The 12,368-nt window shown below is 66.8% G+C and carries 10 protein-coding genes; 3 read left to right on the top strand and 7 right to left on the bottom strand.

Annotation, left to right across the window (positions count from 1 at the left end; genetic code table 11):
- Positions 1-51 precede the first annotated feature (51 nt).
- The 6 genes from kce to V3328_RS18605 all read right to left on the bottom strand — a co-directional run bounded on the left by kce (position 52) and on the right by V3328_RS18605 (position 7,899).
- The gene (kce, locus tag V3328_RS18630) at positions 52-984 is read right to left on the bottom strand and encodes a 3,5-dioxohexanoate:acetyl-CoA acetone transferase (RefSeq protein ID WP_340331216.1); all 933 of its coding nucleotides are present in this window, start codon (positions 982-984) and stop codon (positions 52-54) included.
- Positions 985-1,007: 23 nt separating this feature from the next.
- The gene (locus V3328_RS18625) at positions 1,008-1,955 is read right to left on the bottom strand and encodes a 3-hydroxyacyl-CoA dehydrogenase (RefSeq protein WP_340331215.1); all 948 of its coding nucleotides are present in this window, start codon (positions 1,953-1,955) and stop codon (positions 1,008-1,010) included.
- Between the two features lie 186 nt (positions 1,956-2,141).
- Entirely contained in the window at positions 2,142-2,945 is an 804-nt protein-coding gene (locus V3328_RS18620; RefSeq protein ID WP_340331214.1) for an SDR family oxidoreductase, read from the bottom strand.
- A gap of 25 nt (positions 2,946-2,970) precedes the next feature.
- Positions 2,971-5,043: an ABC transporter permease gene (locus tag V3328_RS18615; RefSeq protein WP_340331213.1), complete on the bottom strand. Its 2,073-nt coding sequence runs from the start codon at positions 5,041-5,043 to the stop codon at positions 2,971-2,973.
- Positions 5,040-6,605, bottom strand: coding sequence for a sugar ABC transporter ATP-binding protein (locus V3328_RS18610; RefSeq protein WP_340331212.1), 1,566 nt, complete (start codon positions 6,603-6,605; stop codon positions 5,040-5,042). Before V3328_RS18610 ends, V3328_RS18615 begins: the two co-directional genes overlap by 4 nt.
- A 151-nt stretch (positions 6,606-6,756) precedes the next feature.
- Positions 6,757-7,899: a sugar ABC transporter substrate-binding protein gene (locus V3328_RS18605; RefSeq protein WP_340331211.1), complete on the bottom strand. Its 1,143-nt coding sequence runs from the start codon at positions 7,897-7,899 to the stop codon at positions 6,757-6,759.
- Positions 7,900-8,142: 243 nt separating this feature from the next.
- Between V3328_RS18605 and V3328_RS18600 the strand changes: the two genes are divergently transcribed.
- On the top strand, positions 8,143-8,826 hold the full coding sequence (locus tag V3328_RS18600; protein ID WP_340331210.1) for a GntR family transcriptional regulator: 684 nt from the start codon (positions 8,143-8,145) through the stop codon (positions 8,824-8,826).
- A 16-nt stretch (positions 8,827-8,842) separates the two neighbouring features.
- Here V3328_RS18600 and V3328_RS18595 read toward each other — a convergent pair whose 3' ends face one another.
- The gene (locus V3328_RS18595; protein ID WP_340331209.1) at positions 8,843-10,297 is read right to left on the bottom strand and encodes a saccharopine dehydrogenase C-terminal domain-containing protein; all 1,455 of its coding nucleotides are present in this window, start codon (positions 10,295-10,297) and stop codon (positions 8,843-8,845) included.
- 215 nt (positions 10,298-10,512) lie between these two features.
- Between V3328_RS18595 and V3328_RS18590 the strand changes: the two genes are divergently transcribed.
- Positions 10,513-11,508 carry a BMP family lipoprotein gene (locus V3328_RS18590; protein WP_340331208.1) on the top strand — a complete coding sequence of 332 codons (996 nt, stop codon included), beginning with the start codon at positions 10,513-10,515 and terminating at the stop codon, positions 11,506-11,508.
- A 313-nt stretch (positions 11,509-11,821) separates the two neighbouring features.
- Positions 11,822-12,361 (top strand): CAP domain-containing protein, encoded by a 540-nt coding sequence (locus V3328_RS18585; protein ID WP_340331207.1) that lies wholly within the window; start codon positions 11,822-11,824, stop codon positions 12,359-12,361.
- The last annotated feature ends 7 nt before the right edge of the window (positions 12,362-12,368 follow it).

The raw sequence follows: 12,368 nt of genomic DNA, 5'->3' as shown, positions 1-12,368 counted from the left end.
GCACGGGGATGAGGGGGGCTGCGGCTCGGGCGGTCATTTCCCGCAGATCTCTCAGAAGGCGACCTTGTCGCCGCCCTTGAGCTGCAGGATCTGTCGGGCCTCGTCGGGGGTCGCGAGTTCCAGGCCCAGGCCTTCCACGATCTTGCGCGCCATGCGCACCTGGTCGGCGCTGGAGGTGGCGAGCTTGCCCTTGCCGGCCCACAGCGAGTCCTCCAGCCCGACGCGGATGTTGGCCCCCATGGCGGCGGCCTGGGCTGCGACCCGGAACTGGGCGGAGCCTGCGCCGAGCACCGACCAGCGGTAGTCGTCGCCGAACAGCCGGTCGGCGGTGCGCTTCATGTGGATGACGTCCTCGGGATGAGTGCCGATGCCGCCGAGGATCCCGAACACCGACTGGACGAAGTACGGCGGCTTGACGAGGCCGCGGTCGGCAAAGTGCTTGAGGTTGTAGAGATGGGCGATGTCGTAGCACTCGAACTCGAAGCGGGTGTCGTTGTCGTAGCAGGTCTCGAGGATGTACTCGATGTTGGCGAACGAGTTGCGGAACACGAGGTCGCGCGTCGATTCCAGGTGCTGGCGCTCCCAGTCGAACTTGAAGTCCTTGTACTTCTCCAGCAGCGGGAACAGACCGAAATTGATCGAGCCCATGTTGAGCGAGGCGACCTCGGGCTTGAAGGTGGCCGCCGGGCGGACGCGCTCCTCCACCGTCATGTAGGGGCTGCCGCCGGTGGTGATGTTGATCGCCGCGTTGGTCGCCTGCTTGATGCGCGGCAGGAACCGGGCGAAGGCCTCGGGCGTCTGGTCCGGCTTGCCGGTCTCCGGGTCGCGGGCATGGAGGTGCAGGATCGCCGCGCCGGCCTCGGCCGCCGCCACCGCGTCGGCGACGATCTCGTCGGGCGTGATCGGCAGATACTCCGACATGGTCGGCGTGTGGATCGCGCCCGTGCAGGCGGTGGTGATGATGACTTTTCCCTGTACTGCCATTTGGCTTCAAGCCCTTCCCTTGATCATTTTCCGATATCGGTGTCCGCGCGGCGCTTGTGGGCGGCCAGTGCCATCAGCCTGCGGTCCCGCCACACCTGGCGGTCCTTCAGCCGTTCGGCCGGCAGCGCCCTGCGGCGGTCGGCCTCGACGTCCTTCAGCACGTCGCCGGCCCAGTCTACCCGGTCGCGCATCGACGGGTGAATGCGCGAGTAGATCGACTGGTAGCGCTCGACGTAGTCGCGCACGCCGCCCGGCGCGTTGAGATCGATCGTCTCGAAGGGGCCCATGAACGACCAGCGCAGCGCCAGGCCCTCGCGGATGCCGATGTCGACGTCCTCGACGGTGGCGTAGCCGCTCGCGACGAGCCGGAATGCCTCCTCAAGCAGGGCGCCCTGCATGCGGTTCATGACGAAGCCGTCGAGTTCCTTCTTCATGACGATCGGGGCGTGCCCGGCCGACCGCATGAAGGCCGCAGCCTTTGTCATTGCCTCCTCGGAGGTCCACGGCGCAGGCACCACCTCGACGGCGGGCACCAGATAGGGGGGATTGATCGGATGCACGACCAGGCACCGCGCCCTGCCCTTCAGGTGTTCGGTGAAGCTCGACGGCAGCAGCGCGGAGGTGGAGCTTGCGAGGATCGCGCTCGCCGGCGCCGCCTCGTCGAGCATCGCGAAGACGGTCTTCTTGATCTCGACGTCTTCCGGCGTGTTCTCCTGGACGTGGTCGACGTCCTTCAGCACTTCCCCCAAGTTCGCCTCTGCCGACATCCGGCCGCGCACCGTGGCCGGCTCGGCGCCGTTCAGAAGGTCGTTGGCGGCGAGTTCGGGGAGGACGCCCTCGACGTAGTCCAGCGCAGCGGCGGGCGCGGAGGCGTCGGCGTCCCACAGGACGATGTCGTGGCCGGCGCGGGCGTAGCTGATCGCCCAGGCGCGTCCGATGAAGCCGGTACCGATGATTGCTACTCTTGCCATTCCGGTTTCCTGAATCTTGGCCCCGTTGCCTGGGATTGGATTGATATGGTGTCAAGCGTGCACCAACCTCCCCTCACTCCCGCGGAAGCGGGAGTCCAGGAGCGGCGGATGCGCCATGTTGTTGCGCTGGATCCCCGCTTGCGCGGGGATGAGCGGTTGTGAGAATTGGCCCACATCGTCGATGCCTTACAGCGACTCGACGTTGCGATCGACCCCGATCGACTGGCCGGAAATGCTTTCGCCGGGTTTGGAGAACAGGAAGGCCACCGTGTTCGCCACGTCCTGGTTGGTGACCATCCGGCGCATCGATATGCGGTCGAGATAGGTTTTCTCCATCTCCTCGTAGGAGACGCCGACCTGATCGGCGCGGGCCTGGATGACGCCCGACATGCGCGGCCCCTCGACGATGCCCGGCAGGATCGCGTTGACGCGGATGTTCGAGGGCCCGAGTTCCTTGGCGAGGCTGTTGGTCAGGCCGATGATGCCGAACTTGGCCGAGGAATAGGGCGTGCGGTAGGCGTAGCCGAACCGGCCGGCGGCCGACGACATGTTGACGATGGAGCCGCCGCCGGCCGCCTTGATCATCGGCACGGCGCGGCGGGCGCACAGGAACTGCCCGGTCAGGCAGACGTCGATGCAGCGGCGCCACTCGGCCGGATCGATCTCGTCGATGCCGCCGGTCGGCCCGGCGATGCCGGCATTGTTGACCAGCGCGTCGAGGCCGCCCAGGGACGCCGATATCTCGTCGAACCAGGCATCGACCTGCGCCTCGTCGGATACGTCGACCTTGCTTGCGCCGGCGTCAGGATGCGCGGAGGAGAAGTCGGCGAGGAACTCGTCGGAGACGTCGCAGATGTGGACCCGGGAGCCGTAGCCGATCAGCGTATCGGCGATCGCCCGGCCGATGCCGGAGGCGCCCGCGGAGATGGCGACACGCAAGCCCTCGAGTCCCGAATTCAGGGGTGACACGCCTTCGGCCTGGGCACTCATTGCACTCGCTCCCGTATGGATTCGTTCATGACCGTCGATCCCTCAGCGCGATCACCGCGCCCAGCACCACCAGGCCGAACAGGATCGCGCGCGTCGCGTATGGCAGTGTGGTGCCGGCCAGCAGCGTCTGCAGGCCGGTCAGCAGCAGCACGCCACCGAGCATTCCCAGGTAGTGGCCGCGGCCGCCGGTGATCAGCGCGCCGCCGACCACCACGACGGCGATCGAGGGCAGCAGGTACTCGTCGCCCATGCCGAGGCTCGCCTGTCCGGAGAACCCGGTCAGCAGGATCCCGACCAGCGCCGAGCAGAGGCCGGACAGCATGTAGACCAGCACCAGCGTGCGGCCGACCCTGATGCCGGACAGTTCGGCGACCCGCAGGCCGTTGCCGATGCCGTAGACCCGGCGCCCGAACGGGGTGCGGCCGAGCAGGACCACGGCGCAGACGACGAAGGCGACGAGGAAGAACACCACCGGCGTGACGCCGAGGATCTTGGAGGTCATGAAGGCGCGCAGCATCGGCGAGGAGAAGCCGTCCGGCGTGCCGCCGGAGTAGATCAGCGCCAGCCCCTGCAGGATGCCGTTGGTGGCCAGCGTCATGACGATAGGCGACAGGCCGAGAAAGACGATGCCGAGCCCGTTGACGATGCCGATGATGCAGCCGACGACCAGCACGATCGGCAAGGCGTAGATCAGCGCGGCGTCGGAGCCCTTCACCATGCCGGCGAGCAGGATCCCGCACAGGCCGATCGTCCAGGGCACCGACAGGTCGAGGCCGCCCGTCAGGATCACCGTGCCCTGCCCGAGCGCCAGGATCGCCAGGAACGACGACAGCACGATCAGCGAGTTGTAGTAGGTCCAGTTGAAGACCGCGTTGCCCAGCACGAACTGGGTGACGACGATCGCCACCACGAAGCAGACATAGGCCGGTACGGCGTAGCGCAGCGTCTCGGCGTGGCGAACGCGGAACGGCGGCAGGGCCGCCGCCGGCACGCCCCTGCCGGTCTGCTCGGTCAGGCTCAACCGCCTGGCGAGCGAGCCGATTTGGCTCGGCAGGCGCCCATTGCGCCAGGCCGACAGACGCGCGCTGCCGTCGCGAAGCTGGCGGGCGAGCGCGGAATCGCGGCTGAGCGAGGCGCCGAGCACCGCCAGGATCAGGATCAGCCCCTCGGCCACCGTGGAATAATAGGCAGAGATGTTCAGCACCAGCAGGATGTTGACGACCATCATCAGGATGTAGGCGCCGAAGATAGAGCCGACCGGGCCGCCGCGACCGCCGCCCAGCAGGGTGCCGCCGACGACGACCGCCGCGAACACCTGCAGCAGCATCGGGTTGCCGATCAGCGGATCAGCCGACCCGGTCTGGCCGGAGATGAAGACGCCTGCCAGCCCGTAGCAGCCGCCGGCCAGCACGTAGACGAAGAACAGCACCCAGGCGGACCGTACGCCGGCCGAACGAGCCGCGTCCGGATCGCTGCCCACCGCATAGATCGCGGTGCCGAAACGCGTTCCCTTGAGCCACAGCCAGGCCAGAATGACGACGCCCAGCAGGACGATCGGCATCGGCAGCCATTCGCTGACGGCGTCGCCGACAAATATGCCGAGCGAGGGCGCGACGAAGCCGCCCGGCTTGTCCATGATCAGGAGGGTGATCCCCTGTACGATGAACATCGTGGACAGGGTGACGACGATCGGCTGCAGGCGCAGGAAGGCGACGAAGAAGCCGTTGAACGCCCCCGTGACGACGCCAATGGAAATGCCGACCAGCGTCCAGAATAGGGGCCCCGGGTCGGGCTGGCCCATCTCGTAGCTTGAGGCGAGCACCACGTTGACCAGCGAGATCACCGCCCCGGCCGACAGGTCGAAGCCGCCCGACAGGATCACGAACGTCTCGCCGACCGCCGCGATCGCCAGCGTGGCGCCGCCCGACGAAAGGTAGCTGACCTCGAAATAGGTCATCGGACCGGGAGATATCAGGTCGGCGAACAGGAACAGTGCCGCAAAGACCGCGATGGCGATCAGCAGCCCGCGATGCCGCCCAATCCTGATGCCCCGCAACAGCCCGCCGGACCGGGACCGGATTGCCGCGGCCTCGCTCATGCCACCCGCTCCGCCATCTTCGATTCGCCCCCGAGCGCGGCCTTGACGATCGCTTGCTCGCTCAGGCGCTCGGCCGGAATCTCCTCGGCGACGCGGCCGCCGTAGAGCACCATCACCCGGTCGGCGAGATTGACGAGTTCCGGGATCTCCGTGGAGAAGAACAGGATCGATCCGCCGGCCTCGACATATTCGCGCATCAGCACGTAGAGCTCGTGCTTGGTGCCTACATCGATGCCACGGGTCGGATCGAACAGGAGCAGGATCCGGCTCTCCGACACCAGCCACTTGGCGATCGCGATCTTCTGCTGGTTGCCGCCCGAAAATGCGCCGACCGGGGTCCAGAGGGCCCGCCGGTCGACATCGATCCGGTCGAAGACGCGGGAGATCGCCGTGCGCTCCGCCTCGCCGTCGATGAGGCCGAAGCGCGTGAACCGCTCGATGACCGGCAGCGAGGCATTGTGCTTGCCGTTCAGCTTGAGGAACAGCGCCTCCGTCTTGCGGTCCTCGGGCACCATGCCGAGGCCGATATTGGCGCCGATGGCATCTGCCGGCGATGTGAAGGTCACGGGCTTGCCGTCGACCGAGATCGTGCCGGAATGGATTTCCGCCATGCCGAAGCAGGCAAGGAACAGATCGAGCTGGCCCATCCCCTGAAGGCCGCCGACGCCGAGGATTTCGCCCCGGCGCAGCGAGAATGAGGCATCCTTCAGCTTGCGGCCGGCGCAGAGCTGCGCGGCCGCGAGCACTTCGGGTCCCTGGTCAGCACCGGCGTCCGGACGAGACGGGAAGGTCTGGGATATCGAGCGGCCGATGATCATCTCGATGACGTCGCCGTCCGAGAACCCCGAGACGTCGCCGGTGGCGATGTGACCACCATTGCGCAAGACGGTCAGCCGATCGCAGAAGGCACGCACCTCCGGCATCCGGTGCGAAATGAAGACAATCGTCACCCCCTCGCCCTTCAGCCTGGCGATAACGTCCCCGAGCCAGTCGACATCGCGACCGCTGAGCGTCGAGGTGGGTTCGTCGAGCAGCAGAATGCGCGGCTTGCGGTATATTGCCCTGGCGATCTCGATCTTCTGCTGGACAGCGAGGTCCAGGTCGCGAACCTCGTCCTCGAGGTCGATGCCGGCGATGTCGAAGCGCTCGAAGTGCGCGGCAACGTCGCGCGCGGCCATGCGTCGCCGGATCATGCCGATCGGTCCGACCGGGGCATAGGGCAACAGCATGTTGTCGAGGACGGTCAGGTCCTTGACGAGCGTCATTTCCTGGAACGCGGTCTCGATGCCGAGCCTGTGCGAGGCGCGAGGCGAGCCGAGCCGCGCCTGTTCGCCAAAAACGGTGAACCCGCCGGAATCCGGCTCGATCAGCCCCGACAGCAGCTTCACGATGGTGGACTTGCCGGCACCGTTCTCGCCCAGCAGGGCATGGACGGTGCCCGGAGCGATGTCGAACGACACGTCGTCCACCGCGACCGTGGCGCCGAACGACTTGCGAATGCTGTCGGCCTTCACCGCGGAAGCGGTCGATGTGTCCGGTGCCGGAACGGTCGCGGCGGACATGCGCCGGTATCTCCTGACTGGGTCGAGCATCGGCCCGGCACGGTCCCGCAGCAATGCGGATCGGCCGGGGCCATTCGGCGAGGGTCACTCCCCGGATGGACCGGGTAGGCGACGGGACCGCCGGCTTGCGGCGGCCCCGTACCTTGCGAGCCTATTCCTGGATTTCGGGCTGACCGACGAGCGCCGCGTTCAGCCCAATTTCCGGGGTCTCTTCGGAGAAGATCGAGGCGAACCAGCCCGGGTTGACGACGATCGAGGGCAGGAAGGCATTGCAGCCGTCCTTCATCTCCTGCCAGGTGCCTTCCTTGCACAGCTTGATCGTCTCGTTGGTGACGATCGGCAGCGGCAGGATGGTCGTCTTCTCGATCTCCTTACCGTCGAGCTTCTCGACCGCGAGCTTCAGCGCCAGACCGCCGGAATAGGGCGGAGAGGCGTAGGAGATGCGGGGAGCGTTGAGCGGCGCGTAGGGAGATGCGGCGCCCTCCACCTCGGTGTCCGTCGGCAACATCTGGATGCGGCCGCCGTTTGCGCCTTCGCCGGCGCACGGGATCAACTCCTCCGCCGTCTTGCCGGCCTCGAGCTGCATCGCGTTGGCGGTGTAGCAGCCGACCTGCAGCCACAGGCCGTCGATATCGTCCCAGTCACGGGTGGCAAGGATCTTGGAGAGCTCGGTGCGGGTAACCGCCTGGCTCCACATGCCGACCGCCTCGCCGACGATGTTGATGTCGGGATGCTTGGCGAAGACCTCCTTGGCGGCCTTGGTGCGCAGCGTATCCACGGAGGTGCCCGGCACGCCGGTCAGGATGACTATGTCGCCCTTGCCGTCGAGTTGCTCGACCAGCCATTCCGCAGTCACGCGGCCGGCTTCCTCCTGATCGATGTGGACGTTGTAGGCGCATTCCTCGGTGATCTCGGCATCGTAGGCGATGACGATGACGCCCTTGGCGCAGGCGTTCTTCACAACCGAGTTCAGCGCCGTCGGGGATATTGGAAAGACGATGATCGCGTCGGCGCCGGCCTGCACCATCGCGTTGATCTGCTGGATCTGGCGCTGAGCGTTCGGTCCGGCCACCTGCACCTGCAGGTCGACCTTGTCCTTCATCGAGTCATGGGCCGCCATGGCCTTGACCATGTTGGCGGCCTCGGCCTGCCAGTCGTTGCCGATGTAGCTCATCGACAGGAAGATCTTGTACTTGTCGTTGTCCTGCGCATGCGCGCCATGCGCCGCGACGGCCATGCCCGCGGCGACGGCACCGGCGGCTGCATAGCGTATCAACTTCGAAACAATTTTCATGGATTTCCTCCCAGTCGTCCTCGTTCCGGCTCCCCTGGGACAGCAGACAACGGGCCTGCCGCCGTATGCCAGAAGAACGGCCGCGCTTGCATGCGCTGTTTTGATCATAGATCATACATCAATGATGCTGCAACCATCCGAATGGTATTCCGCGATCAGCCGGCTTGCCGGCGCCGCCGGGACCGGCGAGTTGACTTGTCCGCCGGGACAGGATCGAAGAGCGCATCGCAACAGGGGCCAGAAATGACGAGCACGACCGCAACGCGGGCCGAGTTGCCCGGTGTGGCAAAAATCCCGAGGGAGACCCTGCAGGACCGCGTCTACCGGCAACTGACGGATCTCATCCTCAACGGCGAGATTCCGCCGGGCCAACTGGTCACCATCCAGGGCATCGCGGACGCCTTCGGCACCAGCGCCATGCCCGTCCGCGAGGCGCTGAAGCGGCTTGCGTCGGCGAACGTGCTGACGGTGGTGTCGGGCAGGTCGATCGGCATTCCGCTGCTGACGGCGGAGCGCCTGTCGGACCTGCGCAGGGTGCGCCGCGAGATCGAGCCGATCGCCGCGGAATGGGCGATCGGCAACGTCACGCCGGCGATGATCTCCGGGCTCAACGCACATCTGCAGGCCATGGACACCGCGATTGCGGCGGGAGACATCAAGGCGTTTCTGCGGGGCAACCGGGCGTTTCACTTCGCCATCTACACGGCGGCGGGCTCGCCGGCCCTCGATGCGATCATCGAGACGCTATGGCTGCAGATCAGTCCGTACTTCCATATGCTCTACGACTCGGGAAACTATCCGGTAGCGAACCGCGAGCACCGAAGCATGGTCGATGCCCTGGAGGCCGGCGACCGCAAGGCGCTGCGCGGTAGCGTCTGCCGCGATATCGACATGGCCTACGAGGTGCTGATCGGCTTGCTGGCCTGACCGGCGCGCTGTCGCCTCACCCGGCCGGCCGGAAGTTCGCGAACTGCCATGGATCGTGCGGGTCGGCCGGCTCGTCAATGAAGGTACGCTGCGCGAGCGGAGTCCAGTCCGTTCGCTCGCACAGGATGCGGCCCAGATAGGGCCGTGCCGCCTCCAGAACGAAATCGTGCGGCAGATCCTCGGGCTCGCAGTATCCCCGCGCCGGATTGACCAGCGCCCACATGGTGGCCGCGACGACCCCAGCTGCGACCTGCAGCGCGGTCGGGTTGGAGTACGGCACGATGCGGCGGGCCTCGTGGATATCGAGGTGCGAGCCGTACCACAGGCCGTTCAGGCCATGACCGAGCAGCAGGACACCGAGCTCGTCGTGGCCGTCCACCACGTCGCGCTTGATGATCCGCTCCTCCTCCGGGGCCTGCCAGCCGCTCATCATGGTCTCGTGCAGGCTGGCAAAGGCGCTGTCGCACGGCAGGTACACGAACGAGACCGTCGGACGGTAGGCCGCTCCGGTACCCTCTTCCCCTCGGGCGACGGTCAGATAGTCGCTGAGCGTCACGGTCTCGCTGTGGGGGATCGCGATGCCGAGGAACTGGCCATGCGTCGGCACCCAGGAATAAAGCAGGAAGCGCGCGGCGGGCTGATCGATGTAGATCGTGTTGCGCGGCCCCGACGTCTGGCGCTTCGCGTCGTCCGGCATCACCCGCTCGTGGGTCCCCCAACCGAGTTCCACCGGCATCATCGCCTCCTCGATGAAGCCGGGGATGCTCCAGGTGTTGACGAATTCGCCGGGCCGCTTCGGGCGGCTCGACATCTGGGTGTCGCGTTCGGAGATGTGGACGATCTTGGTACCGGTCCGCTCCGCGAGGCGCGCCCAGGCTTCGCTGCCGTCCGGCGGATCGAAGTCGAGCCCCATGCCCGTCGCCACCTCGATCAGCGCCGCCTTGGCGAAATGGCTGACAAGCCCCGGATTGGCGCCGTGGGTGAAGACCGCCGTGGGTCCGTTGGCCGTCCAGCCGGCCGCGGCCCGCTGCCGCGCCCGCTGGTGCAGCGTGTATTCGGTACGTTCGGCGGCCGGCCGTTCGGCGTCGTCGACGTAGCCCTCCCACGGTTCGAGCGCGGTATCGACGTAGATCACGCCGCAGCGATGGCACCAGTCGGCGACGTCGACGGAATCTATGCCCACGGTCAGATTGATCAGCAGGTCGCCCGGAGCCGTGATCTCCCGCAGAACCGCGCCGAGATTGTCGGGCGTGACGGTCCGGTTGAGATAGGCCACGCCTGCGTCGAGAAAGGGTGAGATCAGGTCCGGCGGATCGAAGCGGTCAACGATCCTGAAGCGTTCCGCCGGGCGGCCGAGCCGGTCGAGCAGCAATGGCAGAACGCATTGTCCGATCGTGCCGAAACCGAGCATGACGATATGGCCGACGGTCGCGTCGTCCGGCAGGCGATTCAGCGGCGATTGGCGGTTCATGGCTCCAGTGCGGTCGAGAAACGGCTTTTCTGTTAAGCAGTTTGCGCTTCCCACCGCAACAACAGCACCGACTTCCCGGCCCGGCCACGCTACCCACCGGCCCGGCGCGGCGTCACAAAGCGGGTGCATCGCCGCGCCCGCCATGCCAATCTCTGACCAACCGGTCAAAGGCCGCGCCTGCGGGTATGCCGGAGTATCAACAAGGAGGTGGGACAATGCGATTTTCGATCGTTGCCGCAATCGCGGCTGCCGCTCTTGTCGGCCAGGCCCATGCCGCCGACGTGAATCCCGCCGTCGTCTACGACGCCGGCGGAAAATTCGACAAGTCCTTCAACGAGGCTGCCTACACCGGCGCGGAGCGCTTCAGGAGCGAGACCGGCATCGAGTACCGCGACTTTGAGGTGCAGAACGACTCCCAGCGCGAACAGGCACTGCGCAACTTCGCCCGTCGCGGGCACGACCCGATCGTGGCCATCGGCTTCTCTCAGGCCCAGGCGGTCGAGAAAGTCGCCCAGGAGTATCCCGACACCCACTTCGCCATCATCGACATGGTGGTCGACCTTCCCAACGTCCGCTCGGTGGTCTTCAAGGAGGAGGAAGGCTCCTACCTCGTCGGCATGATCGCCGCGATGGCATCGAAAACCGGCAAGATCGGCTTCGTCGGCGGGATGGACGTCCCGCTGATCCGCAAGTTCGCCTGCGGCTACGTGCAGGGCGCCAAGGCGATCAATCCCGACATCGAGGTGTTCCAGAACATGACCGGAACGACCGGAGCGGCCTGGAACGACCCTGTGCGCGGCGGCGAACTGGCCAAGTCGCAGTTCGACAAGGGCGCCGACGTCGTCTACCAGGCCGCCGGCGGCACCGGTCTCGGCGTGCTGCAGGCCGCCGCCGACGAGGGGAAATACTCGATCGGCGTCGACTCCAACCAGAACCACATCCATCCCGGTTCGGTGCTGACGTCGATGCTCAAGCGCGTCGACAACGCCGTCTACGACGCCTTCATGGACCTCAAGGACGATGCATGGTCCACCGGCGTGGAGGTGATGGGCCTCGAGCAGGACGGGGTCGGCTGGGCCCTCGACGAGCACAACGAGGACCTGATCACCGACGACATGAAGAGCAAGGTCGACGCCGCCTCGCAGGACATCGTCTCCGGCAAGACCAAGGTGCACGACTACATGTCGGACTCGACCTGCCCGGTGTCCTGACCGCTGGCGTCACGGGAACTCCGGCTGACCAAAGGTCGGGTTCACGACCAGGCACATGACGGCAACGTGGGATCCCCCTCACCCGGCGGCGGTGCCGCCGACCTCTCCCCGAACGACATCGGATGTTTCCGATGTCGTCAGTGTCGACTGCATAGTCGGGAACACCCGACTATGCGGGGGAGAGGTGGGGGGATGCCGCGCGTCTCGAGATCGCACCTCTCCTCCGAGACGCGGAGCACCCGTCGTAGGCGGCGGTCACATCCGCAGCCACACCTCTCCCTTGGGGAGAGGTCGGGCCGCGCCAGCGGGCCGGGTGAGGGGATCGGGCGGCGCGTATGGCACCCGCCCCTCGGCTCGGGCGGCACTTGCCTGCCTTGCATTGGTCGCCCCGCTGACCGGCTGCACCGGCGCCTCGCAGGGCGTGCAGCCGATCGCCGTCAGTTCGGGCGACGCGGCCGGGTCGGTGTCGGCCTATCGCGCGAGCAACGGGCGCGGCCCTGTCACCGCGAATGCCAGGCTCAACGCCCTCGCGGCGCGGCAGGCTCTGGCGATGGCGAAACGGGGAACGCTGAGCCATACGCTGGACGGGTCGCTGCAGACGCGGCTGAAGAACGGCGGCTACGCCTGGTTCGTCGCCGTCGAGAACGTCAGCGCCGGCTACGACACGTTCGACGCGGTGCTGGCCGGGTGGACGACCTCCCCCGGCCACCGCGCCAACCTGCTCGAACGCGACGTCTCGGAGATCGGCGTCGGCGCCGCCCGCGCCGACGACCGCTACGGCAGCTACTGGGCGCTGATCCTGGCGTCGCCGGAAGCGGCCGCGGGCTCGGGTATGCTGGCTGCGGGCGGGTGAAGACCAG

The sequence above is a fragment of the Microbaculum marinum genome, from assembly GCF_037855135.1.
GTDB classification, from domain to species: domain Bacteria; phylum Pseudomonadota; class Alphaproteobacteria; order Rhizobiales; family Tepidamorphaceae; genus Microbaculum; species Microbaculum marinum.
The sequence above is the reverse complement of the archived record's forward strand: the minus strand, read 5'-3'. Positions and strand labels throughout refer to the sequence as shown.